Here is a 26,459-nt window from a genome sequence, read left to right on the forward strand (position 1 = left end):
ACCTTAAAATACGCAGCCCCGAGTTTCCCAGGCCACCGGGCGCGCGCCCTTACCCCAGGTTTTACCGAATGAATGCTCCCACCGCGTTGGCCGCCCTGATGGCGCAGGCCCCCGAGCCCGTGCGTTTGCGCGAAATCCCCTACAACTACACAAGCTTCTCGGACCGCGAGATCGTCATCCGCCTGCTTGGCGAAGATGCCTGGGGTATCCTGCAGCAACTGCGCCAGGAGCGCCTGACGGGCCGCTCGGCCCGCATGCTGTATGAAGTGCTGGGCGACATCTGGGTGGTGCAGCGCAACCCCTACCTGCAGGACGACCTGCTCGACAATCCCCAGCGCCGCCGCCAGCTGGTGCAGGCCCTGGAGCACCGTCTGGGCGAGGTGCAAAAGCGCCGCACCCCTGAAAGCGACGCCGCCCGCGATGCGTTGGTGGGCGGCTTGCTGCAGGCCGCAGGCAGCGCCGTGCAGCGCTTTGATGCGTCCTTTGAGGATGTCGCACAGTTGCGCCGCAAAACGCGCCGTGTGCTGGGGCGCCTGACGGCCGGTGACAACATCAAGTTCGACGGCCTCTCGCGCGTGAGCCACGTGACCGATGCGACCGACTGGCGCGTCGAATACCCCTTTGTCGTTCTCACGCCCGACACAGAGGCCGAGATGGCGGGCCTGGTCAAGGGCTGTATCGAATTGGGCCTGACGATCATCGCGCGGGGCGGCGGCACGGGTTATACCGGCGGCGCCATTCCGCTGACAGACCGCAGTGCTGTCATCAACACCGAAAAACTCGAAGCCATGACCGAGGTGGAGATGCGGCGCCTGCCGGGTCTTGACCACGAGGTGGCCACCATCTGGACCGAGGCCGGCGTGGTGACCCAGCGCGTGGCCGACGCCGCCGAGCGCGGTGGCTACGTGTTTGCGGTGGACCCGACCAGCGCCGAGGCCTCGTGCATTGGCGGCAACGTCGCCATGAACGCGGGTGGCAAGAAGGCTGTTTTGTGGGGTACGGCGCTCGACAACCTGGCCAGCTGGCGCATGGTGACCCCGGATGCCCAGTGGCTGGAAGTGACGCGCCTGCGGCACAACCTGGGCAAGATCCATGACGCGGAGATGGCCAGCTTCGAGTTGCAATATTTCGAGGCCGACGGCAAGACCCTGCTGCGTACCGAGCGGCTGGACATTGCCGGCACAACCTTCCGCAAGGAGGGCCTGGGCAAGGACGTGACCGACAAGTTCCTCTCCGGGCTGCCCGGCATCCAGAAGGAGGGCTGTGACGGGCTGATTACCAGCGCCCGCTGGGTGGTGCACCGCATGCCCGAGCACACGCGCACCGTGTGCCTGGAGTTTTTTGGCAATGCCAAAGACGCCGTGCCCAGCATCGTCGAGATCAAGGACTTCATGTTCGCCGAGCAAAAGCGCTCGGGCGTGGTGCTGGCCGGCCTGGAGCACCTGGACGACCGCTATCTGAAAGCCGTGGGTTATGCCACCAAGTCCAAGCGCGCCGGCTTGCCGAAAATGGTCTTGTTTGGCGACATTGCCGGCGACGATGCCGATGCCGTGGCGCGCGTCACCAGCGAGGTGGTGCGCATTGCCAATTCGCGCAGCGGCGAGGGCTTCATCGCTATTCAAGCCGAGGCGCGCAAAAAGTTCTGGGCCGACCGCAAGCGCACGGCAGCCATCAGCCGCCACACCAACGCCTTCAAGATCAACGAAGACGTAGTCATCCCGCTGCCGCGCATGGCCGAATACACCGACGGCATCGAGCGCATCAACATCGAGCTGAGCCTGCGCAACAAGCTGCGCTTGTGCGCCGAGCTGGATGCCTTTTTGCGCCAGGGCAACCTGCCGCTGGGCCCCCGCGGCGCGGGCGATGTTGACACTGCCGCCCCCGAGCTGCTGGAAGAGCGCGTCGCCGAGGCCCTGGACGTGGTCGAGCAGGCCCGCCAGCTGTGGGTCGGCTGGCTGCAAGGCGTGCAAGCGCTGTTCCCGCAGCTGCAGGATCACAGCTTGCGCGCGAGCTGGAAAACGCAGATCCGCGCGCCGCTGCAGGACATTTTTTCGGGCGACGCCTTTGCGCCACTGCTGCTCGAGTGCAACGCCATTCACCAGCGCGTGCTCAAGGGGCGCGTGTGGGTGGCTCTGCACATGCACGCAGGCGACGGCAATGTGCACACCAACATCCCCGTCAACAGCGACGACTACGAGATGCTGCAGACCGCGCACGAGGCGGTGGCCCGCATCATGGTGCTGGCGCGCAGCCTGGACGGCGTGATCTCGGGCGAACACGGCATTGGCATCACCAAACTCGAATATCTGACCGACGAAGAATTGCGCCCGTTTGCGCAATACAAGCAGCGCGTGGACCCGCAGGGCCACTTCAACAAGGGTAAGTTGCTCCGAAATAAAGAGCGGGTAGCGCTTGATGGTAAAGCGTTAGAGGCTAAAAACACTATAAATTCAGCGCTGCTGCATGCCGACCTGACCAACGCCTACACGCCCAGCTTTGGCCTGATGGGGCATGAATCGCTGATCATGCGCCAGAGCGACATTGGCGCCATTGCCGACAGCGTGAAGGACTGCCTGCGCTGCGGCAAGTGCAAGCCCGTGTGCGCCACGCACGTGCCGCGTGCCAACCTGCTGTATTCGCCCCGCAACAAGATCCTGGCCACCTCGCTGCTGGTCGAGGCTTTCTTGTACGAGGAGCAGACGCGACGGGGTGTTTCCATCAAGCATTGGAAAGAGTTTGAAGACGTCTCCGATCATTGCACCGTGTGCCACAAGTGCTACAACCCCTGCCCGGTGAAGATCGACTTTGGCGACGTCACCATGAACATGCGCAACCTGCTGCGCAAGATGGGCAAGAAAACCTGGCGTCCCGGCAACACGCTGGCCATGGCCATGCTCAACGCCACCAACCCCGACACCATCAAGCTGCTGCGCGCCGCCATGGTGGGCGTGGGCTTCAAGGCGCAGCGGATTGCGGTGGATTTGCTGCGCGGCATCTCGCGCCGCCAGACGCAGCGCCCGCCCGCCTCGGTGGGCCCGGCGCCGGTCAAGGAGCAGGTGATCCACTTCGTCAATAAGAAGCTGCCGGGCGGACTGCCCAAGAAGACCGCGCGTGCGTTGCTAGACATCGAGAACAAGGACTACGTACCCATCATCCGCAACCCAGCCGCCACCACGGGCGACACGGAGGCCGTGTTCTATTTCCCCGGTTGCGGCTCCGAGCGCTTGTTCAGCCAGGTGGGTCTGGCCACCCAGGCCATGCTGTGGCACGCGGGCGTGCAAACGGTGCTCCCGCCAGGCTACCTGTGCTGCGGCTACCCGCAGCGCGGCAGCGGCATGCAGGACAAGGCCGACAAGATGATCACGGACAACCGCGTGTTGTTCCACCGCGTGGCCACCACGTTGAACTACCTCGACATCAAAACCGTGGTGGTCAGCTGCGGCACCTGCTACGACCAACTGCAGGGTTATGAGTTCGACAAGATCTTCCCGGGCAGCCGCATCATCGACATCCACGAATTCCTGCTCGAAAAAGGCATCACGCTGCCAGCCGGGCAGGGTGGCTACCTGTACCACGAGCCCTGCCACAACCCCATGAAGCAGGGCGACTCGATGAAAACCGTGCGCGCCCTGGTGGGCGACAAGGTGCTCAAGAGCGAACGCTGCTGCGGCGAGTCGGGCACGCTGGGCGTGACACGCCCCGACATCTCGACCCAGGTGCGCTTTCGCAAGGAAGAAGAGATGCGCAAGGGCGAGGCCGAACTGCGTGCCAGCGGCGCCGTGGGGGCGAAGGACAACGTGAAAATTCTCACCAGCTGCCCCAGTTGCCTGCAGGGCCTCAAGCGCTACGAAGACGATCTGCAAAACGGCCTGCTCGAAGCCGACTACATCGTCATCGAAATGGCCAAGCAAATCCTGGGCGAGAACTGGCTGCCCGAATACGTGCAGCGCGCCAACCAGGGCGGCATCGAGCGCGTCCTCGTATGACGGTCGCCTGCCTCTTGTGCGATACCGATGGCGGCCAGCTCGTCTGGCGCGGTGCAAAGCTGCGCGTGATCCGCGCCGACGAAGCGGGTTTCCCGGCGTTCTACCGCGTGGTGTGGAATGCCCATGTGGCTGAGTTTTCGGGCCTGAGCAGCGCCGACCGCCAGCACTGCATGGACGCCGTCACGGTGGTGGAGCAGGCGCTGCGCGACCATCTGGCACCCACCAAGATCAACCTGGCCGCGCTGGGCAACATGGTGCCGCACCTGCACTGGCATGTGATTGCCCGCTTTGACTGGGATAGCCACTTTCCCGCGCCCGTGTGGGTGGCAGCGCAGCGACCCCGGGCCATGCTGCAGGAAGACGCCGTGCGCGAGCGCCTGCCGGGGCTGGATGCGTCTTTGCGCGCAAAGCTGGGGCTTGCACTGGGCGCTTGACCCCCCGTTCCGCTGCACATTCACTCCCACGCCAGCGGCTGGCTTGCGGGCCAGCACCCTGAAGGCCTTACACCCCGCCCAGCGCGATGAAGCGCTCCAGGTGGTGGTCCTCGTCGCCAAACTGGTGGTCCACCATGACCAGGCGCTTGGCGTAGTGCGACAGGGGCAGCTCCCAGGTCATGCCAATGCCGCCGTGCAACTGGATGCTCTCCTCGGCCACCAGGGCGCCGATGCGGCCGATGGTGACCTTGGCGGCCGACAGCGCGCGCTCGCGCTCGGTGCGGTCCGTGCTGTCGATGGCAGCGGCCGCGTTGATGACCGCCGAGCGCGACTGCTCCACCTCCAGCAGCAGGTCGGCCATGCGGTGCTGCAGGGCCTGGAAGCTGCCGATCGGCACGCCAAACTGCTTGCGCGTCTGCAGGTATTCCAGCGTGTCCTTCTTGGCCACTTCCATCGCGCCCAATGCTTCGGCGCACACCGCCAGAATGCCGTAGCCCACCGCCCGCTCCAGCGTGGCAAAGCCCTGGCCCTCCTGGCCCAGCAGGGCCTCGGGGCCCACCTGCACATTGGTCAGGGTGATTTCGGCGGCATGGCCACCGTCGACGCGGCCATAGCCCCGGCGCACCAGGCGCGCGGCGTCGCCAGGCACGAGGAACAGCGAAATGCCGTCCTCGCTGTCCACCGCGCCCGAGGTGCGGGCGCTGACCAGCAGCAGTTGCGCGTTGTCGCCCTGCACCACCACGGCCTTCTGGCCCGTCAGCAGCCAGCCGTCGCCATTGCGCACCGCACGGGTTTCGACACGCGACAGTGCGTAGTGCGAGCCGGGTTCGTCGTGCGCCAGTGCGGCCACGGTGCTGCCGTCGATCAGGCGGGCGATGTGCTCCTTCTGCACGGCGGTGCCCGCAGCGCCCAGCGCCCGGCCCACCACCAGTGCGCCCAGGAAGGGCTCGACCACCAGGCCCCGGCCCAGGGCTTCAAATACGACCGCAATATCAAAACCTGCGCCGCCAAAGCCGCCGTCGCCTTCAGGGAACAGCGCGCCAATGGCGCCCAGCTCGGCAAACTGCGCCCACAGCGCGGTGTCCATGCCGGTGTTGCCGTAGGCAATGCGGTTGCGCGTCTCGATGCCGACCTGCTCGGAAACGAAACGGTTCAGGGTGTCCGCCAGCATGCGGCGGTCTTCGGTGTGTTCAAAGTTCATCGCTGCAACCTCACAGGCCGAGGATCATCTTGGAGATGATGTTCTTCTGGATTTCATTGGAGCCGCCGAAGATCGACAGCTTGCGGTAGTTGAAGTAGTTGGCTGCGGCCGTGGCGGCCTCGGCCGGGCCCACGGGCGGCTCGGCGTAGCCGGCGTACTGCGCCTCCTCGATGAAGGGCAGCGCATACGGCCCCATGGCGCGGCGGATCAACGAGAGGATTTCCTGGCGGATCTCGGTGCCGCGGATCTTGAGCATGGAGCTTTCCGCGCCCGGCACGCCGCCACCGGCCACGGCGGCGATCACGCGCAGGTTGGTAGTCTTCATGTTCTCCAGGTCAATTTCGACCTGGGCCATGCGCGCGGCGAACAGCGGGTCCTGGTCCAGCGGCTTGCCGTTCTTGTGCACCTTGGCAGCGATCACCTTGAGCTTGGCCAGCGCCGCCACGCAGAAGCCCACGCCGGCGATGCCGGTGCGCTCGTAGGTCAGCAGAAACTTGGCGTAGGTCCAGCCCTTGTTTTCCTCGCCCACGAGGTTCTCCACGGGCACCTTCACGTCGGTGAAGAACACTTCGTTGACCTCGTGGTCGCCGTCGATCGTGCGGATGGGGCGCAGTTCCACGCCGGGCGTCGTCATGTCCACCAGCAGGAAGCTGATGCCCGACTGCGCCTTGGCCTCGCGGTCGGTGCGCACCAGGCAGAAGATCATGTTGGCGTGCTGGCCCTGGGTGGTCCAGGTTTTCTGGCCGTTGACGATGTAGTGGTCGCCCTGGCGCACCGCCGTGGTCTTGACCGAGGCCAGATCGGAGCCCGCGCCGGGCTCGGAATAGCCCTGGCACCACCAGTCCTGCCCCTTGAGGATGCGCGGCAGCCAGTAGCTCTTTTGCGCCGCGTTGCCGAACTTGATCAGCACGGGCCCCAGCATGTTCACGCCAAAGGGCACGATGCGCGGGCCGCCAGCCAGGGCGCATTCGTTGTCGAAGATGAACTTCTGCACCGCCCCCCAGCCCGGGCCGCCGTATTCCTGGGGCCAGTGGTTGGCGAGCCAGCCGCGCTCGTTGAGGATGGCGTGCCATTCCTCCTGGTCGGCTTTGGACAGGCGCTGCCCGGCCTTGACCTTGCCGGCAATGTGCTGGGGCAGCTTGTCTTTCAGGAAGGCCTGGACTTCCTCGCGGAAGGCCTGCTCTTCGGGGGTGAATTGGAGATCCATGCGTGGGTGCCTCGTGTCAATGCTTTATTTTTGATAGCTGGTTACGCTTGATTTCATTGGTTTTCAGCATCTTTCTTTGTTGAATACCTTGTCAATAAAGCGCCGCCAGCTCCTGTTTTTGAATCAGGCGGCCTTGTTCAGGCTGTCGAAATTGCGACCCTCGGCCACCAGCTTTTCCAGCAGCGGCGCGGGCTTCCAGAACAGCGGGTCTTCCTGGGCGAACTCCCGCAGGTCGGCCAGCACCTGGGGCAGGCCCACCATGTCGGCGTACTTCATCGGGCCGCCCCGGTGGCGCGGGAAGCCATAGCCCGACAGGAAGGTCACGTCCACGTCGAGCGGGCGCAGGGCGATGCCCTCTTCCACCACCTTGGCGCCTTCGTTGATCATGGCGGCCATGTAGCGGCGCATGATTTCCTCGGGCGTGAACTTGCGCGGCGTGACGCCCTTCTTCGCGCGCTCGGCGTCGACGATGGCCAGCACCTCGGGGTCGGGCATGCCGGTGCGCGCGCCGTTGGCATACAGGTAAAAGCCCCGTCCGGTCTTCTGGCCGAACCAGCCGCGCTCGCAGATGCGGTCGGCCACCTCGACATAACGCGCCTTCGGGTCGCGCGTGGCGGCCCGGCGCTTGCGCGTGGCCCAGCCGATGTCGCCACCGGCCAGGTCGGTCACCTGGAACGGCCCCATGGGGTAGCCAGAGCCGCGCACGGCCTCGTCGATCTCGTAGGGCGAGGCGCCGTCTTCCATCATGTAGTCGGCCACCTGCTTGTACACGGCCAGGATGCGGTTGCCGATGAAGCCGTCGCACACGCCCGCGCGCACGGGGATCTTCTTCATGCGCTTGGCCAGCTCGAAAGCCGTGGCCACCACGTCGGCGCTCACCTTGGCGGGCACGACGATCTCCAGCAGCTTCATGATGTTGGCCGGGCTGAAGAAATGCAGGCCGATCACGTCCTGCGGGCGCGCGGTGGCAGCGGCGATGGCGTCGATGTCGAGGTAGGAGGTGTTGGTGGCCAGCACGGCGCCCGGCTTGCACACCCGGTCCAGCTCCTTGAACACGGCCTTCTTGACTTCGAGGTCCTCGAACACGGCCTCGATCACCAGGTCCACCTGGGCGATGTCGTCGTACGAGGTGCTGGGGGTATAGCGCGCCAGGGTGGCGGCCTTGGCCTCGGGGGTCATGCGGCCCTTGGCGATCAGGCCGTCATAGACCTTCTCGACATTCCTCTGGCCGCGCGCGATGGAATCCTGATCGCGCTCGACCATGGTTACCCGCAGGCCCGCATCCAGCGCCGACACGGTGATGCCCGCGCCCATGGTGCCGCCGCCGATCACGGCGATGGCGGCAACGGGGCGCGGCGCGGCGGCGCTGGCCTCGGGGATGTTCGCGGCTTCGCGCTCGGCAAAGAGGGCATGGGCCAGGCCCTGGGATTGCAGGCTGTCGGCACTGGCCTCGGCTTCGATGCTCATGCAAGGTTCTCCGGTCACTGTCAGATCGATGCCCGATTGTTGTGCCGACAAACAATCTTGACAATTACATGAACCATTGACAGACTGTCAAACGCTTTTAGACAAATCCCATGGACCTGACCTCTCTGACGCTGCTGGTGGAAATCATCGACGCCGGCAACCTGAGCCAGGCCGCGCGCAAGCTCAAGATGACGCGCGCCAACGTCAGCTACCACCTCAACCAGTTGGAGAAGTCGGTGGGCGTGCAACTGGTGCGCCGCACCACGCGCCGCGTGGAGCCCACCGAGGTGGGCCTGCGCCTGGTCGAGCACGGCCGCAACATCCAGAACGAGATGCTCGCCGCGCGCGAGACCATCACCACCCTGGGCCAGGGCCTGCAGGGCCGCGTGGGCCTGAGCGTGCCCAGCGGCTACGGGCAGATGGTGATGTCGGACTGGCTGATCGAGTTCAAGCGGCTCTACCCCGGCATCGTGCTCGACGTGCTGTTCGAGAACCGCGCCGACAACCTGCGCGACGAGGTGGACATCGCCATCCGCGTGATGCCCGAGCCGCCGCCCGCGCTGGTGGCGCGCGAGCTGGGGCCGGTGCGCTACCTGGCCTGCGCCTCGCGGGGGTTCGCGGAGCAGCATGGCCTGCCGGGCACGCTGGAGCAACTGCGCAGCACGCCGGTGATCACCTCGGGCGTGGTGGGCAAGCAGTTGCGCCTGAGTGCCTACCGGGGCGACGAGCGCCAGGAAATCATGCTGGAGCCCACGCTGATTTCCGAGCACTTCCCGTTCCTGCGCCAGGGCATCCTGGCCGGGCTGGGCCTGGGGCTGGTGCCCGACTACGTGGTGGCGGACGCCATCGCCTCGGGCGAGGTGCTGACCACGCTGCAGGATTACCGCCTGAGCATCTTCGGCACGCGCATGTACCTGCTGTACATGCCGGGCCGCTACCAGACGCACGCCGTGCGCACCTGTATCGATTTTTTGCTCGATAAGGGGCGTCCGCAGATGCTGCCTGCGCCCCATTGATCACTTCGCTCAGTCTGCCTCCCGGTTGCCTCCCTGTGCGTTGTCCACGCGCTGCATGTTCTCCAGCAGCTTGAGCAGGTAATGCAAGGTGTGGGTGATGTCATTCACCGAGAACCCGGCCAGGGCTTCCTCGTAGTAGCCATGGATCTTGGGCTGCGCCTCCACCAGCCACACCCTGCGTCCCGAGTCGGTCATCGTCACCAGGCGTGATCGGCGGTCGCGCGGGTCGGGCGCGGAAGCGATGTGGCCATCGCGCTCCATGCGGCTGATCAGGCCCGACAGATTTTGCCGACTCACCATCAGATAGCGCGCCAGATCGCCCACGCTCATGCCTTCGGCCACCTGGGGTCTTGAAAGAGCGCCCAGCACCGCCCATTGCTGCGTCGTGAGCCCCTCTGATTCCACGGCCCGGGTGCCGGTTTTATGCAACATGTTTGCGCATTGATAGAGCCGGAAGAAAACCCTGTTGGCAAGATCGGTACGGGTGCTAAGTGTTTTTTCCATAGGGAAAACCATAAGTTCTTGTGAAAGTAGAAATGAAGCTCTTGCATTCGAAAGAAATAGATATGACAATATCTTTACTTAATTGTGCCGAAAAAACAAGGCGCATGAACCCGACGATAGCAAGCTTGGCAACCCATGGAGAACGATATGCAAAGATTTCAGGGCAAGACGGTTGTGGTGACCGGTGGCGGTGGTGGCATTGGCGGCGCGGCATCGCGCCGCTTTGCGGCGGAGGGTGCCAAGGTCGCCGTGTTTGACATGAACCTGGAGGCTGCCGAAAAAGTGGCGGCAGACATCCGCGCCGCAGGCGGCCAGGCCGCGGCGTTCCAGTGCAACATCACCGACCGCGCCCAGGTCGATGCGGCCGTGGCTGCGACCGAGGCGCAGCTCGGCCCCATCGCCGTGCTGGTCAACAACGCGGGCTGGGACATTTTCAAGCCCTTCGTCAAGACGGTGCCGGACGAATGGGACAAGCTCATCGCCATCAACCTCACCGGCGCACTGCACATGCTGCACGCCGTGCTGCCCGGCATGGTGGAGCGCAAATACGGCCGCATCGTGAACGTGGCGTCCGACGCCGCACGCGGCGGCTCGTCGGGCGAGGCCGTCTACGCTGCCTGCAAGGGCGGTCTGGTGGCCTTGTCCAAGACCCTGGCGCGCGAGCATGCCCGCCAGAGCATCACCGTGAACGTGGTCTGCCCCGGCCCCACCGACACCGCCCTGCTGGCGGGGGTGGCCGAAGGCGCGCGCGACCCGGCCAAGCTGATCGAGGCCTTCAAGAGCGCCATCCCCCTGGGCCGCCTGGGCCAGGGCGACGACCTGGCCGCAGCCATTGCCTTCATGGGCAGCGACGACGCGAGCTTTGTCACCGGCCAGGTGCTCAGCGTTTCCGGCGGCCTGACGATGCACGGCTGAAAACATGTACGCCCCCGCGCTTGTCACTGCGTGTACTGCGCTGCCCCCCCCAAGGGGCCCAGCACGCCTTGGGGCGGCCCGGCGGGGTGCTGATTTTTCTTGTCTGAACCCTTTACCTGAGAGAGCACCATGAACTTTGAAGACATCCTGTACGAAGTGCGCAACGGCGTGGCCTGGATCACCATCAACCGCCCGGACAAGATGAACGCCTTTCGCGGCACCACCTGCGACGAGATCATCAAGGCGCTGAACAAGGCCGGTTACGACCGCAGTGTCGGCTGCATCGTGCTGGCCGGCGCGGGCGACCGGGCGTTCTGCACCGGGGGCGACCAGTCCGCTCACGATGGCAACTACGACGGGCGCGGCACCATCGGCCTGCCCATGGAGGAACTGCACACCGCCATCCGCGATGTGCCCAAGCCCGTGATCGCCCGCGTGCAAGGCTTTGCTATTGGCGGCGGCAACGTGCTGTGCACCATTTGCGACCTGACCATCTGCTCGGACAAGGCCATCTTCGGCCAGGTGGGCCCCAAGATGGGCTCGGTGGACCCCGGCTACGGCACGGCCTTCCTGGCCCGCGTGGTGGGCGAGAAGAAGGCGCGCGAGATCTGGTACCTGAACAAGCGCTACTCGGGCGAGGAAGCCGTGGCCATGGGCCTGGCCAACATCTGCGTGCCGCACGAGCAGCTCGACGCCACCGTGCAGGAGTGGGCCGAGACCATTTGCGAGCGCAGCCCTACCGCCATCGCCATTGCCAAGCGTAGCTTCAACATGGACACCGCCCACCAGGCGGGCATTGCGGGCCTGGGCATGTACGCGCTCAAGCTGTTCTACGACACCGAAGAGTCGCGCGAGGGCGTGAATGCGCTCAAGGACAAGCGCAAGCCCGAGTTCCGCAAGTACGCCAAATAAATCGCCGGGAGAACAGACGATGCAACCGAACCCCTATATCAACGAGGACCTGCAGACCCTGGCCGAGACGGTGCGCCGCTTCGCACAGGAGCGCGTGGCGCCCGGCTTCCTCGAACGCGACAAAACCCGTGTGCTGGACCGTGCACTGCTGCGCGAGATGGGGGCGCTCGGTTTTATCGTGCCCGAGCTGCCCGAGGCATTTGGCGGCCTGGGCATGGGCTGCCTGGCGGCCGGCGTGATCCACGAGGAAATGGCCCGCGCCGATCTGAGCTTTTCGTACCTGAACCTGCTGGCCTCGCTCAACAGCCAGATACTGTCGAAATACGGCCAGCCGGAGGTTGCCCGGCCCTGGCTGCAGAAGATCCTGCGCGGTGAAGCGATCTGCGCCATTGCGCTGACCGAACCGCGTGGCGGCTCGGACGCAGCCAACCTGCGCCTGCGCATCGAGCGCGAGGGCGGTGAATACGTCATCAACGGCGAAAAAACGTCTATCTCCGCCGCTGACCAGGCCGACATCGCCGTGGTCTTTGGCCGCACCGGAACGCCAGAGTCTGGCGCCCATGGCGTGACAGCGCTGCTGGTGCCCATGGACTTGCCCGGCATTACCACCAATCGCTTTGACTGCCACGGCCAGCGCGCCATCGGCCGCGGCTCGATCTTTTTCGAGAACGTGCGCGTGCCCGCCAGCCACCGCCTGGGCGACGAGAACAAGGGTTTTGTGCAGGTGATGCACGGTTTTGATTTCTCGCGCTCGCTGATTGGCCTGCAGTGCCTGGCCGTGGCGCGCGTGGCGCTGGAGGAAACCTGGGAATACATCACCCAGCGCCAGGCGTTTGGCCAGCCGCTGTCCGCCTTCCAGGGCGTGACGCACCCGCTGGCCCAGTTCGACACCGAGGTGGAGGGCGCGCGCCTCTTGTGCCTGCAGGGCCTGTGGCTCAAGGACCAGGGCCTGCCCCACACCGCCGAGGCCGGCATGGCCAAGTGGTGGGGCCCCAAGCTGGCCTACGACGTGATCCACCAGTGCTTGCTGTGCTACGGCCACGGTGGCTACGACCGGGGCCTGATGGAGCAGCGCATGCGCGACGTGCTGGGCTTCCAGATTGGCGATGGTACGGCGCAGATCATGAAAACCATCATCGCCCGCACGCGGGCGGGGCGCAAGTTCGTGCCGGCCTGAGGCCCCACGAGCACTATAAAAACAATAGCTTGCAGCGCATTATTTATAAGAATTTAAAAATTAAATCATATTGAAATGCTTATCTGATAAGCGCTGGCTGCTCCTATTTTTGACAAGACCGAGACCGGAGACACACCATGGAATTTGACGCCGTATTGCTGCCCCCCCGCCGTGCCCGCATGATGGCCCAGGGCTTCTGGCACGACCGCACCATCAACGACAGTCTGGACGCCTGCGTCGCCCAGTGCCCCGACAAGCTGGCGCTGACGGCCGTGCAGGTGGAGACGGGTGCCGTGCAGCGCTTCACCTACCGCGAGCTGGCGCGCATGGCCGACCGCATCGCCGTGGGTTTGAGTCGCCTGGGCGTGGGCACGAACGACATCGTCTCCTGCCAACTGCCCAACTGGTGGCAGTTCACGCTGACCTACCTGGCCTGCTCGCGCATCGGCGCGGTGATGAACCCGCTGATGCACATCTTCCGTGAGCGCGAGCTGTCGTTCATGCTCAAGCATGGCGAGGCCAAGGTTGTGATCGTGCCCCAGACCTTCCGCGGTTTCGACTTCGAGAAGATGGTCACCGAGCTGCAGCCCAGCCTGCCCCATCTCCAGCATGTGGTGGCAGTGGGTGGCCAGGGCGCCAACAGCTTCGAGGCCCTGCTCAGCGGCCCGGCCTGGGAAGACGCACCCGACGCGCAGGACATCCTCACGCGCCACCGCCCCGGCCCGGACGATGTGACGCAGCTCATCTACACCTCGGGCACCACCGGCGAGCCCAAGGGCGTGATGCACTCGGCCAACACGGTGATGGCCAACATCATTCCCTATGCCCAGCGCCTGCGCCTGGGCGCCGAGGACGTGGTGCTCATGGCCTCGCCCATGGCGCACCAGACCGGCTTCATGTACGGGCTGATGATGCCCATCCTGCTCAAAGCCAGCGTGGTGCTGCAGGACGTCTGGGAGCCGAAGAAAGCCATCGAACTCATCCGCACCGAAGGCGTGACGTTCACCATGGCGTCCACCCCGTTCCTCACCGACCTGGCCAAGACCGTGGCGGAAACCGGTCAGGGCGTGCCCACGCTGCGCACCTTCCTGTGCGCGGGCGCGCCCATCCCGGGGCCGCTGGTGGAGCAGGCCCGTGCCGCACTGGGGGCGAAGATCGTGTCCGCCTGGGGCATGACGGAGAACGGCGCCGTCACGCTGACCCAGCTTGACGATGCCGACGAACGCTCGTTCTCCACCGATGGCTGCCCGCTGCCCGGTGTAGAGGTCAAGGTGGTCGACGGCGACGACAAGCCCCTGCCCGCAGGCGAAATCGGCAAGCTGATGCTGCGCTCCTGCTCCAACTTTGGCGGCTATCTGCACCGCCCGCACCTCAACGGCACCGACGCCGACGACTGGTTCGACACCGGCGACCTGGCCCGCATCGACGCGCAGGGCTACATCCGCATCACCGGCCGCAGCAAGGACGTGATCATCCGGGGCGGCGAGAACATTCCGGTGGTCGAAATCGAGTCGCTGCTGTACCGCCACCCCGCCGTGGCGATGGCGGCCATCGTGGCCTACCCCGACGAGCGCCTGGGCGAGCGCGCCTGCGCCGTGGTGGTGCCCAAGCCGGGGCAGAGCATCGACCTGCCCGGGGTCGTGGAGTACCTCAAGGCGCAGAAGGTGGCCGTGCAGTACATCCCCGAGCGCCTGGTGGTGATGGATGCCATGCCGGCCACACCGTCCGGAAAGATCCAGAAGTTCAAGCTGCGCGAGCTGATGCGCGCACCGGGCTGAAGCCTGCACCGCACCGGAGACACCACATGACGGACGACCGCCCGATCCGCGTGGCCACGCATGGCCGCGTAGGGGTCATCACATTGCACCGGCCCGGGCAGCTCAACGCCCTGAACGACGCCCTGATGGACGCGCTGGGCGCAGCCCTGCTGGCCTTCGATGCCGACCCCGGCATCGGCGCCATCGTGCTCACCGGCAGCGACAAGGCCTTTGCCGCCGGGGCCGACATCGATGCCATGGCCGACTGGACCTACATGGACGTCACCCAGAGCAACTTCATCACGCGCAACTGGGAAACGATCCGCAGCGTGCGCAAGCCCGTGATTGCCGCCGTGGCGGGCTACGCCATGGGCGGCGGCTGCGAGCTGGCGCTGGCCTGCGACGTCATCGTGGCGGCCGAATCGGCGCGCTTTGCCCTGCCCGAAATCAAGCTGGCCATGCTGCCCGGCGCGGGCGGCACGCAGCGTCTGCCGCGCGCCATCGGCAAGGCCAAGGCGATGGACATGTGCCTGTCGGCGCGCATGCTCGATGCGCAGGAGGCCGACCGCTACGGCCTGGTCTCGCGCGTGGTGCCCGATGTGCAGCTGCAGGAACGCACCCTGGCCCTGGCCGCGCAGATTGCGTCGTTCTCGCTGCCCGCGCTGGTGGCGATCAAGGAATCGGTGAACCGTGCCTGGGAAAGCCCGCTGACCGAGGGCATCTTGTTCGAGCGCCGGGCGCTGCATGCGCGCTTTGCCAGTGCCGACGCGCACGAGGGCATGCACGCCTTCCTGGGCAAGCGCAAGCCGGACTTCCAGCACCGCTGAGGGCAAGCGTATTTTTCATGTGTTTTATGCCTCTAAGCCAATAAATATATACGCTAAAAGCTATTAATAGCATAGCAATAAGGGTTGCTGATGGTCCCCAGACGGGCCACGAGAACCCGCACCAGGAGACAAGAACATGTTGACGATCAATCTTTTCAACGGATTGGTGTACGGCGCCCTGCTCATCGTGATGAGTTCGGGCCTGGCGCTGATCTATGGCCTGCGGCGTGTGGTGAACTTTGCCCATGGCGCGCTCTACATGCTGGGGGCGTACATCGGGTTTTCGGTGGCGCAGCACAGCAACTTCTGGGTGGCGCTGCTGGTGGTGCCCCTGGTCATGGCCGGGGTGGGGGTGCTGCTCGACCGCTACGGCTTTCGCCTGCTGCAGGACCGCGAGCCGCTCAACGTGATGTTGGTGACCTTCGGCCTGCTGCTCATCCTCGAAGACCTGGTGGTCTTCATCTGGGGCAAGGCCAATCTCTCGCTGTTCACGCCCGAGCTGCTCAACTTCTCGGTCAACCTTTGGGGCAATGAGGTTCCGGCCTACCGCATTGGCGTGATCGTGGTCGGCGCGGCGGTGGCCCTGGGGCTGACGCTGTGGCTGCGTTTTTCCCGCATCGGCCTGTTTGTGCGCGCGGCCAGCACTGACCCGGTGACCACCTCCATGCAGGGCGTCAATACCGACGCGCTGAGCGCCGGTGTGGTGGGCCTGGGCAGCGCACTGGCCGGCCTGGCCGGTGTGGTGGCGGGCCCCTTTCTGTCGCTGTCGCCGCACATGAGCTCGGACGTGCTGATCGACTCCTTCGTGGTGGTGGTGATCGGCGGCCTGGGCTCGCTGGCCGGCGCTTTCATCGCCGCGTTGCTGCTGGGAATGATGCAGGCCGTGGGAGCCGTGTACCTGCCGGAGGTGTCGGTGCTGCTGCCCTTCATCTTCATGATCGCCATCCTGGTCTGGAAGCCCTCCGGCCTGGCCGGCAGCCGCACCTGAAAGCTGGGAGAAAAACCATGGGTCTCATCCGTACCAGCGTCCTCTCGCTCCTCGCCCTGCTGGCAGGGGTTGCCATCCTGCTGTTGACCACGTCCAGCAACCTCCTGGGTATGTTCACCCAGGCCATCATCTACGCCATCTTCGCCCTGGGGGTGGGTGTTTTGCTCAAGCAGAACGGCCTGGTCAGCTTTGGCCATGCGCTGTTCTTCGGCGCCGCCGGTTACGGCATGGGTGTCATCCTGACTCTGGAGTGGATGCCGGCCGAGTGGGCCATTCTGGTGGTGTTGCTGGCCATCGGCGTGCTGGCATTTCTCATCGGCCTGGTCATCGTTCGGGTGCCGGGCATTGCGTTCGGCATGTTGACCCTGGCCATCGGCCAGATGGCCTATTTGTTGGCGTCGCGGGCCCGTGGCATCACCGGAGGCGCGGACGGTATGAGCGTCCACTGGCCGTCCACCCTGTTTGGCCTGCAGCAGTCGGTGCTGCTCAAACCGGCCACGCTGTTCATGATCGCCTGGGTGCTGATGGTGCTGGTGACCGTGGCGCTGCTGCTGATCCTGCGCACCCGCTTTGGCGCCATCACCGAGGCCATCCGCGACAACGAGGAGCGCGCCCGCTTCATCGGCTTCACCACCACCGTGCCGCGGGCCCTGGTGTATGCGCTGTCGGCGGTGGTCACCGGCATCGCCGGGCTGCTGTCGGTGTTCAACACGGGCTTCGTCTCGCCCGAAAACCTGCACTGGAGCGTCTCGGCTATCACTTTGCTGATGGTGGTGGTGGGCGGCTTCAAGAAGCCCCTGGGCCCCATCGTGGGCGCCATCCTTTATTTCCTTTTCAAGGATTTGCTGGGCGAGTACGCCACGCACTCAATGGCCATTTTCGGGGCAATCCTGATCGCGGTCATCGTGTTCGCGCCCGACGGAATCATCGGTGCCGCGCAGCGGTTGATCCGGGGCAAGAAGCCCCAGGGCATGCCCCATGCTGGCGGCCACTGAGCGCACGGCGCAAAGGACACACACATGAACCCCTACGTTCTCCAAGTCGAAGACGTGGCCATCCACTATGGCGGCGTCAAAGCGCTGGACGGGGTGGCACTCACCCTGGAAAAAGGCCAGATCCGCGGCCTCATCGGCCCCAATGGTGCGGGCAAGTCCACGGTGATCGATGCCATCACCGGCCGCACGCGCCTCACGCGCGGCAAAGTCATCCTGGCGGGCGAGGACGTGAGCCACCTGGGTGCTGTCGAGCGCCGCCAGCGGGGCCTCTCGCGCAGCTTCCAGCGCACCAGCATCTTCGGCGGCATGCCGGTGCGCAAGCAGGTGGAGCTGGCGTCCTACAAGATGGGCGTGCCCGACCCCGGCGCGGATGCCGACGCCGTGCTGCGCGAGCTGGACCTGGCCCGCCTGAGCCATGCCATCGCCGAAGACCTGGGCTACGGCGAGCAACGCCGCCTGGACCTGGCCCTGGCCCTGGTGGGCCGGCCCAAGCTGCTCATGCTCGACGAGCCCATGGCCGGCCTGTCGGTGAAGGAGTCGATGGACCTGGCGCAGCACCTGCGCGCAATGACCGCGCGCTGGGACGTCTCGGTGCTGCTGGTGGAGCACGACATGGATGTGGTGTTCGGCATTTCGGACGCCGTCACCGTGTTTGAACTCGGCCGCGTCATCGCCAGCGGCGAGCCGGCCGCCGTGCGCGCCGATCCGCGGGTGCGCGAAGCCTACCTGGGGAGTGCCGCATGAGCGCCTTGTTGAACCTGCATGGCGTCCATGCCTTCTATGGTGCGGCCCACATCCTGCATGGCCTGGGCCTGCATGTGAGCGCTGGCGAGCGCGTGGCGCTGATTGGCCGCAACGGCGTGGGCAAGACCACGGTGGTCAACACCATCCTGGGCCTGGCCCATCTGCGTGCGGGAGACATCCAGTTTGGCGGCGTGACGATTACCAAACCCCGGCCCTATATCGCCGCGCAGCACGGTATCGCGGTGGTGCCGCAGGGGCGCCGCATCGTGGCCAACCTGACGGTGGAGGAGAACCTGCACCTGGGCGCTGCCGTGGGCCGCAAGGGGCCCTGGAACGTGCCCGAAATCTACAAGCTGTTCCCCATCCTGCAGGAGCGTGCCCACACCCCGGGCACGGCGCTGTCGGGCGGGCAGCAGCAGATGCTCGCCGTGGGCCGTGCGCTGATGGCCAACCCCCGCCTGATCCTGCTCGACGAGCCCACCGAAGGCCTGGCGCCCGTCATCGTGGACCAGCTGGCCGACATATTCAACCAGGTGGCAGCGCAGGGCACGGCCCTGCTGCTGATCGAGCAAAACATGAGCCTGGTGGTGCGCGTGGCGCAGCGCTACCTGGCCATGGCCAAGGGCGCGGTGGTGGCCGAGGGCAGTGTTGAGAACTCCCGCGATTGCCTGAAGGACATCGAAAAACACGTGATGGTTTGATTGCAGTGCACCCGGCCGCCGGACCTTTTCCGGTATTTTTCAGGAGACAACCATGTTCAAGACCATAAAATTTCAACAAATGCTCGCTGGCGTCGTTCTGGTAGCCGCGCTGCCCCTGAGCGCAGTGGCCCAGACCAAGGAGCCGATCAAGATCGGCCTGGTGTCGACCAAGTCGGGCGCTTACTCCGCCATGGGCGTGCATGTGATCAACGGCGTCAAGTTCGCCGTGGACGAGGCCAACGCCAAGGGCGGCGTGGACGGCCGCAAGATCCTCCTGGCCGAGGGCGATGACGAAAGCACGCCCGACGGCGGCCGCCGCGCGGCGGAAAAGCTGGCCCGCGACGGCCACAACCTGTTGATCGGCCCCATCGCCTCGTCGATCTCGCTGGCCATCAGCCAGAACCTGGGCCGTTGGGATGCCGCGCTGATCGGCAGCATCTCCAAGGCTGACAAGCTGACCCAGGATGCCTGCAACGCCCGCTTCATTCGCACCAATCATTCCGACGCGATGGACCTGGCCATGATTGGCGAGTGGGCAAAGACCATCAAGGGCAATAACTTCGCCATCATGGCGGCCGATTACGTCTGGGGCCACGATTCGGCCAAGGCCTTCGAATCAACCGTGACCGCCCAGGGCAAGAAGGTGACACTCAAGCTCTTCGTGCCCATGGGCACCAAGGACTACGCGCCCTACATCCAGCAGCTCAAGGCCGCCAACGTGGACGCGATCTGGGTGGCTGAGGTGGCGGGTGCCATTGCCTTCGTCAAGCAGGCTGCCGACTTCGGCCTGAAGACCCCGATGATCGGCCACGCGGTGGTGTCTGACTTCATCATCAACGCCACGGGCAAGTTGATGGAGGGCATGCCGGGCAACGTGGGCTACACGCCCGACGTCGATTCCGACGCTTCCAAGGCTTTCGTGGCCGCGTTCAAGGCCAAGTTCAACCGCCTGCCATCCGACACCGAAGCCCAGGCCTACAACGGCGCCATGGTGCTGTTCCAGGGCGTGACGCTGGCCAAGAGCGTCAAGCCCGAAGACGTGACCAAGGCCCTGCGCGGCGCCACGGTCGATACGCTGTACGGCAAGGCCCTGGTGCGCGCGGCCGACAACCAGATGATCATTCCCAACTACGTGGCGCGCGTGAAAATGGCCGACGGCGTGCTGCGCCCAGTCATCGAGCAGTCGTACCCGGCCACGATCACGCCCGCTGCATCGCCTTTGTGCAAGATGTGATTTGTGCTTTGCCCAGCACCGTGCTGGGCAGGCCAGCCTGCGATGGAGTGAAAGCATGAAAGCGGCATACATCACCGGCCATGGGGGCAACGAGGTCGTCCAGATCGGGCAGCGCGAGAAGCCGTCCGCCGCCCCAGGGCAGGTGGTGGTGCGCATGCGCGCGGCCACGCTCAACCGCGTGGACCTCTACATGCGCGACAGCGGTGCCGGCATCACGCACCGCTTGCCGCAGATCCTGGGGCTCGACGGCGCGGGCACGGTGGAGGCCGTGGATGCGGATGAACCCCTGCTGCGCCCGGGCCAGGAGGTGGTGCTGCACCCCGGCATCGGCTGCGGCCGCTGCGAGTTCTGCCAGCGCGGTGACACGGCCCTGTGCGTGCGCATCCAGTTCCTGGGCGAGCACCGCGACGGCACCTTTGCGCAGTGGGTCGGCCTGCCAGCGGCCCAGGTGTTTCCCAAGCCCGCACACCTGGATTTTGCCGAGGCGGCCGCCCTCGGTGTCAACCACCTCACGGCCTGGCGCATGCTGTTTTCCAAGGCGCGGCTTCAGCCGTGGGAGACGGTGCTGGTCTTCGGCATCGGTGGCGGCGTTTCGCTGGCGGCGCTGCAACTGGCCAAGGCGGTAGGCGCGCGCGTCATCGTGACCTCGCGCGACGATGCCAAGCTCGAACGGGCACGAGCGATGGGGGCCGATCACGGCATCCATGGCAAGACCGGCGATGTGGTGAAAGAGGTCATGGCCCTCACGGGCGGGCGTGGTGTGGATGTGGTGTTCGAGAACACGGGCGCGGTCACCTGGCCGTCTGCCCTGAAGTCGCTGGTGCGCGGTGGCCGCCTGGTCACCTGCGGCGCCACCACGGGCGACCAGCCAGGTGCGGACCTGCGCCGCCTCTTCGTGCGCCAGTTGCAGATCTTCGGCTCCAGCCTGGGCAGCCATGGCGAGTTCCGTGATCTGCTCGGCTTTGTCGAGCGCACCGGCCTGCGGCCGGTGATCGACAGTGAATACCCGCTCGACGATGTGCATGCCGCGCTCGACCGCCTGGAGTCGGGCGCGCAGTTCGGCAAGCTCGTCCTGCGCATCGACCACTGAAATGAAATCACCCTTGAATGTGTTGACACCATGACCCAAGCCTTCATCTGCGACGCCATCCGCACCCCCATCGGCCGCTACGGCGGCGCCCTCAGTTCGGTGCGCACCGACGACCTCGGCGCCATCCCCCTCAAGGCGCTGATGGAGCGCAACCCCGGCGTGGACTGGGCCTCCGTCACCGACGTGCTCTATGGCTGCGCCAACCAGGCCGGCGAAGACAACCGCAACGTCGCCCACATGGCCAGCCTGCTGGCGGGCCTGCCGATCGACGTGCCCGGCGCCACCATCAACCGCCTGTGCGGCTCGGGCCTGGACGCCGTGGGCACGGCGGCGCGCGCCATCAAGGCCGGTGAAGCCAGCCTCATGATCGCCGGCGGCGTGGAAAGCATGAGCCGCGCCCCCTTCGTCATGCCCAAAGCCGAAAGTGCCTTCAGCCGCAACAATGCGGTGTATGACACCACCATCGGCTGGCGCTTCATCAACAAGCGGATGAAGGAACAGTACGGCGTGGATTCCATGCCCGAAACGGCCGAGAACGTCGCCATCGAATTCAAGATCGAACGCGAAGCGCAAGACCGCATGGCGCTGCGCAGCCAGTTGAACGCCGTGGCCGCCATCCAGGCCGGCCACCTGGCGCGCGAAATCGTGCCGGTGCACATCCCGCAGAAGAAGGGCGACGCCCTCATCGTCAGCCAGGACGAACACCCGCGCGAGACCAGCCTCGAAGCGCTGGCCAAGCTCAAGGGCGTCGTGCGCCCGGACGGCAGCGTCACCGCCGGCAACGCCTCGGGCGTGAACGACGGCGCCTGCGCCCTGCTGCTGGCGAGCGAAGCCAGCGCCGCCAAGAACGGCCTCACGCCCCGCGCCCGCGTGGTCGGCATGGCCACTGCCGGTGTGGCGCCGCGCATCATGGGCTTTGGCCCCACGCCCGCCACGCTCAAGGTGCTGGCGCAGACGGGGCTGACCATCGACCACATGGACGTGATCGAACTCAACGAAGCCTTCGCCGCCCAGGGCCTGGCCGTGCTGCGCGCACTGGGCTTGAAAGACGACGACGCACGCGTCAACGCCTGGGGCGGCGCCATCGCGCTGGGCCACCCGCTGGGGGCCAGCGGCGCGCGCCTGGCGACCACCGCCGTCAACCGCCTGCACGCCACGGGCGGCAAGTACGCGCTGTGCACCATGTGCATCGGCGTGGGGCAGGGCATTGCCGTTGTTCTGGAGCGGGTGTGAGCAGCGCTATGACAAACGAAGAAATCCTCGCTCAATTTGGTCCGCGCGAAGCCATGGAATACGACGTGGTGGTCGTGGGCGGTGGCCCCGGTGGCCTGGCCACGGCCATCCGCCTCAAGCAGTTGGCGGCTGAACGCGGCCAGGATGTCTCGGTCGTGGTGCTCGAAAAAGGCTCGGAGCCCGGCGCGCACATCCTCTCGGGCGCCATCATGGACCCCAAGGCTTTGACCGAGCTGATTCCTGACTGGAAAGAGCGCGGCGCGCCTTTGAACCAGCCAGTGACCGAAGACGCCTACATGTTCCTGAGCGAGCGCTCGGGCTTTCGTGTGCCCAACATGGTGCTGCCCCCATTTGCGCACAACCACGGCAACTACATCGTCAGCCTGGGCAACGTCAGCAAATGGATGGCCGAGCAGGCCGAGGCCCTGGGCGTGGAAATCTTCCCCGGTTTTGCCGCCGCCGAGGTGCTCTACAACGAACAAGGCGCCGTCAAGGGCGTGGCCACCGGCAACATGGGCGTGGGCAAGGAAGGTGAACCCACGGGCGACTTCCAGCTGGGCATGGAACTGCACGCCAAGTACACCGTGTTTGCCGAAGGTGCACGCGGCCACCTGGGCAAGCAGTTGATCGCACGCTACAAGCTCGATGAAAACCGCGACCCCCAAAGCTTTGGCATCGGCATCAAGGAGCTGTGGGAAATCGACCCGCCCCGCCACCAGCCCGGCTTTGTCATGCACTCCGCCGGCTGGCCCATGGACAGCAGTACCTATGGCGGCGCCTTCATGTACCACATGGAGGACAACAAGGTGGCTGTGGGCTTTGTCACCGGCCTGGGCTACACCAACCCCTACCTGAGCCCGTTCGAAGAATTCCAGCGCTGGAAGACGCACCCCAACGTCCGCTACTACTTCGAAAACGCCCAGGGCGAAATCACGGCCAAGCGCCTGTCGTATGGCGCGCGCGCCATCAACGCCAGCGGCATCAACTCGCTCCCCAAGACAGTGTTCCCGGGCGGTGCGCTGGTGGGCTGCAATGCCGGCTACCTGAACGTCAGCCGCATCAAGGGCAGCCACGCAGCCATCAAGACCGGCAAGCTGGCCGCCGAAGCCGCGTTTGATGCCATCGTGGCCGGTCGCCAGCATGACGAACTGAGCGCCTACCCCAAGGCTTTCGAGGCCAGCTGGCTGCACACCGAGCTGAACAAAGACCGCAACTTCAAGAACTGGTTCAAATACGGCCTGACCACGGCCACGCTGATGAACGGTTTCGAGCATTTCGTGCTGCGCGGCCATATTCCATGGACGCTGCACCGCGACAAGCCCGACCACGCCTACCTCAAGCCGGCCAGCGAGTGCAAGCCCATCGTCTACCCCAAGCCCGACGGCAAGCTCACCTTCGACCGGCTCTCGAGCGTGTTCATCAGCAACACCAACCACGCTGAAAACCAGCCTTCGCACCTCACGCTCAAGGATGCCAGCGTGCCGGTCCAGATCAACCTGGCAAAGTACGCCGGGCCCGAAGCCCGCTATTGCCCCGCTGGTGTGTACGAGTTCGTGCCCGACGAAGCCAAGGGCGGCAACGCGCAGCGCCTGCAGATCAACGCGCAGAACTGCGTGCACTGCAAGACCTGCGATATCAAGGACCCGACGCAGAACATCGTGTGGGTCACGCCCGAAGGCGGCGGCGGACCGAACTACTCGGGCATGTAGCACAGCGCGATGGGAGAATGTCGGTTATTACGGCATTCTTTTTCACAGGTAAATCCCCATGGCAGGTTTGAAACCGGGCGCGCCCACGCCCCAGTCGATCACGGTGCATGAACAATCGCGCGTGCTGGAGGTGGTGTTCTCCGACGGCGCGGCCTTTCGCCTGCCGTTTGAATTGCTACGTGTGTATTCCCCTTCCGCCGAGGTGATGGGCCATGGTCCAGGCCAGGAAGTGCTGCAGACGGGCAAGCGCGAAGTGACGCTGGTCGGTCTGGAGCCGGTGGGTAACTATGCTGTGCAGCCCGCATTTTCCGACGGCCACGACAGCGGCATTTTTACGTGGGACTACCTGTACGAACTTGGCCAGCGCCAGGACGCGATGTGGCAGGCCTACCTTGCCCGCCTCGAGGCCGCAGGCGCGGACCGCGATGCACCCATGCCCTCTAAAGCCACGCGCCAGTCCGGTTCGGGCTGTTCCAGTCATTGAAAACCGAGCAGCATTCGCTACTTTATTGATAGCTATTAGCGCTTTATAGTCGGGCGCTCCGGCCATTTTTTCCTTTAAATCAGATAACCAACGGTATCGCAGGGTTGTCCTGATAACAGATAGCATCTAAACCATGAGCACCACGCATTTCGGATTCCAGTCGGTCGACGAGAAAGACAAGGCTCGCCATGTGCGTGGCGTGTTTGATTCGGTTGCGTCCAAGTACGACGTGATGAACGACCTGATGTCTGGCGGCCTGCACCGTGCCTGGAAGGCCTACGCCGTGATGGTGGCCAACCTGCGCGAAGGCAGCCAGGTGCTCGACATTGCCGGCGGCACGGGCGATCTTTCGTTGGCCTTTGCCCGCAAGGTGGGCGCCACGGGCCGTGTGGTGCACACCGACATCAACGAAGCCATGCTGCGCGTGGGCCGTGACCGCCTGATCGATGCCGGTGTGCTGCTGCCCACCCTGGTGTGCGACGCCGAGAGCCTGCCTTTCCCTGACCAGCACTTTGATGTGGTCAGCGTGGCCTTTGGACTGCGCAACATGACGCACAAGGATGTGGCGCTGAAGGAAATGTGCCGTGTGCTCAAACCCGGCGGCAAGCTGCTGGTGCTGGAATTCTCCAAGGTGGCGCGGCCGTTGGCAAAGGCGTACGACTGGTATTCCTTCAACATCCTGCCCCGCATTGGCAAGATGATCACTGGCGACGCCGACAGCTACCGCTACCTGGCCGAATCGATCCGCATGCACCCGGACCAGGATGAACTCAAAGCCATGCTGCACCGGGCCGGTTTTGGCCATGTGGACTATCACAACATGACGGGCGGTGTCGTTGCCCTGCATGTGGGTATCAAATGTTGAAAACCAGGAGACCTCCGACATGAAAAAACTCTTGCCTGCTTTGTTCGTGGCCTTCCTATTGATGGTTCAGCCCGATGCGCAAGCCCGGCGCATGGGCGGCGGAAAATCGTTCGGCCAGCAGTCGAGCAACGTGACGCAGCGCAATGCCGCACCGGCGGCGCCTGCCCAGAACGCCAACAATGCTGCTGCCAAGCCTGGCGCACCGGCAGCGGCCCCCGCAGCCGCAGCGCCCAGGAAGCCTTGGGGTGCCATGCTCGGTGGCCTGGCCGCTGGCTTGGGCCTGGCCTGGCTAGCCCATTCGCTGGGTCTGGGAGCCGGGTTTGGCCAGTTCCTGCTGATTGCCTTGATGGCCATGGCGGCGTTTGCGGTGTTCAAGATGTTCATGCGCTCCCGCAAGGGGCCTGGCGCAGGCCAGGGCGGCTCGCCATTGGCCTTCCAGGGAGCAGGCTCCTCGACCCCCGAAGGCGCCTATGCCCCCAAAGATTACAGCCCCGACAAGGTAGGCAACGACGCCTCGGCACGACCCTGGGAGCGCAGCAGCATGGCTTTTGATGCCCAGCGCCAGGCCAGCGGCGGTAATGGCGTGGTGATCGGCTCGGCTTTGGCCGGGTCGCAAAACTGGGGTGTGCCCGAAGGTTTTGACGTGGCGGGCTTTACCGAAGCGGCCAAACGCAACTTCATCACGCTGCAGGCCGCCTGGGACCGCTCCGACATCGCCACGCTGCGCTCCATGATGACCGACGCCATGCTGGACGAAATTCGCACCCAGCTGGCAGAGCGCGAAACCCATGGTGGCGAGCATCCCAACCAGACCGATGTGGTCATGATCGAGGCCCAGTTGCTGGGCATCGAAGAATTGGACGAAGGCTACATGGCCAGCATCGAGTTCTCCGGCATGATCCGCGAAGACGCTTCGGCGGGCCCCAGCCCGTTCCGCGAAGTCTGGAACATGACCAAGGCCAAGAGTGGCTCGTCAGGCTGGCTGGTGTCCGGGGTGCAAGCATTGCAGTGAT

General features: G+C 65.1%; 22 protein-coding genes and 1 pseudogene. 19 read left to right on the forward strand and 4 right to left on the reverse strand.

Features of this window, described 5'->3' with window-relative positions:
- The first annotated feature begins 68 nt into the window (after window positions 1-68).
- Together C8D04_RS00175 and C8D04_RS00180 are read left to right on the forward strand one after the other, a co-directional pair.
- Window positions 69-3,986 (forward strand): FAD/FMN-binding oxidoreductase, encoded by a 3,918-nt coding sequence (locus C8D04_RS00175; RefSeq protein ID WP_116003058.1) that lies wholly within the window; start codon window positions 69-71, stop codon window positions 3,984-3,986.
- The gene (locus C8D04_RS00180; RefSeq protein WP_116003059.1) at window positions 3,983-4,420 is read left to right on the forward strand and encodes an HIT family protein; all 438 of its coding nucleotides are present in this window, start codon (window positions 3,983-3,985) and stop codon (window positions 4,418-4,420) included. The genes C8D04_RS00175 and C8D04_RS00180 overlap by 4 nt, the downstream gene beginning before the upstream one ends.
- 67 nt (window positions 4,421-4,487) lie before the next feature.
- Here C8D04_RS00180 and C8D04_RS00185 read toward each other — a convergent pair whose 3' ends face one another.
- From C8D04_RS00185 to C8D04_RS00195, 3 genes and pseudogenes are all read right to left on the reverse strand, one after another.
- Window positions 4,488-5,621, reverse strand: a complete 1,134-nt coding sequence (locus C8D04_RS00185) for an acyl-CoA dehydrogenase family protein (RefSeq protein ID WP_116003060.1) — start codon at window positions 5,619-5,621, stop codon at window positions 4,488-4,490.
- A gap of 10 nt (window positions 5,622-5,631) precedes the next feature.
- Window positions 5,632-6,828 carry an acyl-CoA dehydrogenase family protein gene (locus tag C8D04_RS00190; RefSeq protein WP_116003061.1) on the reverse strand — a complete coding sequence of 399 codons (1,197 nt, stop codon included), beginning with the start codon at window positions 6,826-6,828 and terminating at the stop codon, window positions 5,632-5,634.
- 123 nt (window positions 6,829-6,951) lie between these two features.
- A pseudogene (locus C8D04_RS00195) lies at window positions 6,952-8,268 on the reverse strand (3-hydroxyacyl-CoA dehydrogenase NAD-binding domain-containing protein); the annotation flags it as partial.
- Window positions 8,269-8,405: 137 nt separating this feature from the next.
- On the opposite strand from C8D04_RS00195, the gene C8D04_RS00200 reads away from it, so the two are divergent.
- On the forward strand, window positions 8,406-9,311 hold the full coding sequence (locus C8D04_RS00200) for a LysR family transcriptional regulator (protein WP_116003062.1): 906 nt from the start codon (window positions 8,406-8,408) through the stop codon (window positions 9,309-9,311).
- Between the two features lie 9 nt (window positions 9,312-9,320).
- Here the strand turns inward: C8D04_RS00200 and C8D04_RS00205 are convergent, their stop codons facing one another.
- On the reverse strand, window positions 9,321-9,827 hold the full coding sequence (locus tag C8D04_RS00205) for a MarR family transcriptional regulator (protein WP_116003063.1): 507 nt from the start codon (window positions 9,825-9,827) through the stop codon (window positions 9,321-9,323).
- Window positions 9,828-9,962: 135 nt separating this feature from the next.
- On the opposite strand from C8D04_RS00205, the gene badH reads away from it, so the two are divergent.
- The 16 genes from badH (at window position 9,963) to C8D04_RS00285 (ending at window position 26,458) form a co-directional block, all read left to right on the forward strand.
- Window positions 9,963-10,730, forward strand: a complete 768-nt coding sequence (gene badH / locus C8D04_RS00210) for a 2-hydroxycyclohexanecarboxyl-CoA dehydrogenase (protein WP_116005915.1) — start codon at window positions 9,963-9,965, stop codon at window positions 10,728-10,730.
- A gap of 129 nt (window positions 10,731-10,859) precedes the next feature.
- Window positions 10,860-11,642, forward strand: coding sequence for a 2-ketocyclohexanecarboxyl-CoA hydrolase (gene badI, locus C8D04_RS00215; protein ID WP_116003064.1), 783 nt, complete (start codon window positions 10,860-10,862; stop codon window positions 11,640-11,642).
- A gap of 19 nt (window positions 11,643-11,661) precedes the next feature.
- The gene (aliB, locus tag C8D04_RS00220; RefSeq protein ID WP_116003065.1) at window positions 11,662-12,819 is read left to right on the forward strand and encodes a cyclohexanecarboxyl-CoA dehydrogenase; all 1,158 of its coding nucleotides are present in this window, start codon (window positions 11,662-11,664) and stop codon (window positions 12,817-12,819) included.
- A gap of 137 nt (window positions 12,820-12,956) precedes the next feature.
- Window positions 12,957-14,597 (forward strand): cyclohexanecarboxylate-CoA ligase, encoded by a 1,641-nt coding sequence (gene aliA, locus C8D04_RS00225; RefSeq protein ID WP_116003066.1) that lies wholly within the window; start codon window positions 12,957-12,959, stop codon window positions 14,595-14,597.
- Between the two features lie 26 nt (window positions 14,598-14,623).
- Window positions 14,624-15,403, forward strand: a complete 780-nt coding sequence (locus tag C8D04_RS00230) for an enoyl-CoA hydratase-related protein (RefSeq protein ID WP_116003067.1) — start codon at window positions 14,624-14,626, stop codon at window positions 15,401-15,403.
- Between the two features lie 136 nt (window positions 15,404-15,539).
- Window positions 15,540-16,391 carry a branched-chain amino acid ABC transporter permease gene (locus C8D04_RS00235; protein ID WP_116003068.1) on the forward strand — a complete coding sequence of 284 codons (852 nt, stop codon included), beginning with the start codon at window positions 15,540-15,542 and terminating at the stop codon, window positions 16,389-16,391.
- A gap of 17 nt (window positions 16,392-16,408) precedes the next feature.
- The gene (locus C8D04_RS00240) at window positions 16,409-17,386 is read left to right on the forward strand and encodes a branched-chain amino acid ABC transporter permease (RefSeq protein ID WP_116003069.1); all 978 of its coding nucleotides are present in this window, start codon (window positions 16,409-16,411) and stop codon (window positions 17,384-17,386) included.
- A gap of 24 nt (window positions 17,387-17,410) precedes the next feature.
- Window positions 17,411-18,130, forward strand: a complete 720-nt coding sequence (locus C8D04_RS00245) for an ABC transporter ATP-binding protein (RefSeq protein ID WP_116003070.1) — start codon at window positions 17,411-17,413, stop codon at window positions 18,128-18,130.
- Entirely contained in the window at window positions 18,127-18,831 is a 705-nt protein-coding gene (locus C8D04_RS00250) for an ABC transporter ATP-binding protein (protein ID WP_116003071.1), read from the forward strand. The genes C8D04_RS00245 and C8D04_RS00250 overlap by 4 nt, the downstream gene beginning before the upstream one ends.
- Window positions 18,832-18,883: 52 nt before the next feature.
- The gene (locus tag C8D04_RS00255) at window positions 18,884-20,065 is read left to right on the forward strand and encodes an ABC transporter substrate-binding protein (protein WP_116003072.1); all 1,182 of its coding nucleotides are present in this window, start codon (window positions 18,884-18,886) and stop codon (window positions 20,063-20,065) included.
- A 55-nt stretch (window positions 20,066-20,120) separates the two neighbouring features.
- A complete protein-coding gene (locus C8D04_RS00260; RefSeq protein WP_116005916.1) occupies window positions 20,121-21,155 on the forward strand; it encodes a zinc-binding dehydrogenase in 1,035 nt (344 codons plus the stop codon).
- 30 nt (window positions 21,156-21,185) lie between these two features.
- The gene (pcaF, locus tag C8D04_RS00265; protein ID WP_116003073.1) at window positions 21,186-22,388 is read left to right on the forward strand and encodes a 3-oxoadipyl-CoA thiolase; all 1,203 of its coding nucleotides are present in this window, start codon (window positions 21,186-21,188) and stop codon (window positions 22,386-22,388) included.
- A gap of 8 nt (window positions 22,389-22,396) precedes the next feature.
- The gene (locus tag C8D04_RS00270) at window positions 22,397-24,097 is read left to right on the forward strand and encodes an electron transfer flavoprotein-ubiquinone oxidoreductase (RefSeq protein WP_116003074.1); all 1,701 of its coding nucleotides are present in this window, start codon (window positions 22,397-22,399) and stop codon (window positions 24,095-24,097) included.
- 58 nt (window positions 24,098-24,155) lie between these two features.
- Entirely contained in the window at window positions 24,156-24,581 is a 426-nt protein-coding gene (locus C8D04_RS00275) for a DUF971 domain-containing protein (protein ID WP_116003075.1), read from the forward strand.
- A gap of 133 nt (window positions 24,582-24,714) precedes the next feature.
- A complete protein-coding gene (gene ubiE / locus C8D04_RS00280) occupies window positions 24,715-25,446 on the forward strand; it encodes a bifunctional demethylmenaquinone methyltransferase/2-methoxy-6-polyprenyl-1,4-benzoquinol methylase UbiE (RefSeq protein ID WP_116003076.1) in 732 nt (243 codons plus the stop codon).
- A gap of 19 nt (window positions 25,447-25,465) precedes the next feature.
- Window positions 25,466-26,458, forward strand: coding sequence for a Tim44-like domain-containing protein (locus C8D04_RS00285; protein WP_116003077.1), 993 nt, complete (start codon window positions 25,466-25,468; stop codon window positions 26,456-26,458).
- Window position 26,459: the final 1 nt, after the last annotated feature.

Source organism: Simplicispira sp. 125, from assembly GCF_003096555.1.
Lineage (GTDB): Bacteria > Pseudomonadota > Gammaproteobacteria > Burkholderiales > Burkholderiaceae_C > Simplicispira.

Coding starts and splice junctions, on each gene's coding strand:
- C8D04_RS00175 (WP_116003058.1), top strand. CDS start 69: ATGAATGCTCCCACCGCGTTGGCCGCCCTGATGGCGCAGGCCCCCGAG.
- C8D04_RS00180 (WP_116003059.1), top strand. CDS start 3,983: ATGACGGTCGCCTGCCTCTTGTGCGATACCGATGGCGGCCAGCTCGTC.
- C8D04_RS00185 (WP_116003060.1), bottom strand. CDS start 5,621: ATGAACTTTGAACACACCGAAGACCGCCGCATGCTGGCGGACACCCTG.
- C8D04_RS00190 (WP_116003061.1), bottom strand. CDS start 6,828: ATGGATCTCCAATTCACCCCCGAAGAGCAGGCCTTCCGCGAGGAAGTC.
- C8D04_RS00200 (WP_116003062.1), top strand. CDS start 8,406: ATGGACCTGACCTCTCTGACGCTGCTGGTGGAAATCATCGACGCCGGC.
- C8D04_RS00205 (WP_116003063.1), bottom strand. CDS start 9,827: ATGGTTTTCCCTATGGAAAAAACACTTAGCACCCGTACCGATCTTGCC.
- badH (WP_116005915.1), top strand. CDS start 9,963: ATGCAAAGATTTCAGGGCAAGACGGTTGTGGTGACCGGTGGCGGTGGT.
- badI (WP_116003064.1), top strand. CDS start 10,860: ATGAACTTTGAAGACATCCTGTACGAAGTGCGCAACGGCGTGGCCTGG.
- aliB (WP_116003065.1), top strand. CDS start 11,662: ATGCAACCGAACCCCTATATCAACGAGGACCTGCAGACCCTGGCCGAG.
- aliA (WP_116003066.1), top strand. CDS start 12,957: ATGGAATTTGACGCCGTATTGCTGCCCCCCCGCCGTGCCCGCATGATG.
- C8D04_RS00230 (WP_116003067.1), top strand. CDS start 14,624: ATGACGGACGACCGCCCGATCCGCGTGGCCACGCATGGCCGCGTAGGG.
- C8D04_RS00235 (WP_116003068.1), top strand. CDS start 15,540: ATGTTGACGATCAATCTTTTCAACGGATTGGTGTACGGCGCCCTGCTC.
- C8D04_RS00240 (WP_116003069.1), top strand. CDS start 16,409: ATGGGTCTCATCCGTACCAGCGTCCTCTCGCTCCTCGCCCTGCTGGCA.
- C8D04_RS00245 (WP_116003070.1), top strand. CDS start 17,411: ATGAACCCCTACGTTCTCCAAGTCGAAGACGTGGCCATCCACTATGGC.
- C8D04_RS00250 (WP_116003071.1), top strand. CDS start 18,127: ATGAGCGCCTTGTTGAACCTGCATGGCGTCCATGCCTTCTATGGTGCG.
- C8D04_RS00255 (WP_116003072.1), top strand. CDS start 18,884: ATGTTCAAGACCATAAAATTTCAACAAATGCTCGCTGGCGTCGTTCTG.
- C8D04_RS00260 (WP_116005916.1), top strand. CDS start 20,121: ATGAAAGCGGCATACATCACCGGCCATGGGGGCAACGAGGTCGTCCAG.
- pcaF (WP_116003073.1), top strand. CDS start 21,186: ATGACCCAAGCCTTCATCTGCGACGCCATCCGCACCCCCATCGGCCGC.
- C8D04_RS00270 (WP_116003074.1), top strand. CDS start 22,397: ATGACAAACGAAGAAATCCTCGCTCAATTTGGTCCGCGCGAAGCCATG.
- C8D04_RS00275 (WP_116003075.1), top strand. CDS start 24,156: ATGGCAGGTTTGAAACCGGGCGCGCCCACGCCCCAGTCGATCACGGTG.
- ubiE (WP_116003076.1), top strand. CDS start 24,715: ATGAGCACCACGCATTTCGGATTCCAGTCGGTCGACGAGAAAGACAAG.
- C8D04_RS00285 (WP_116003077.1), top strand. CDS start 25,466: ATGAAAAAACTCTTGCCTGCTTTGTTCGTGGCCTTCCTATTGATGGTT.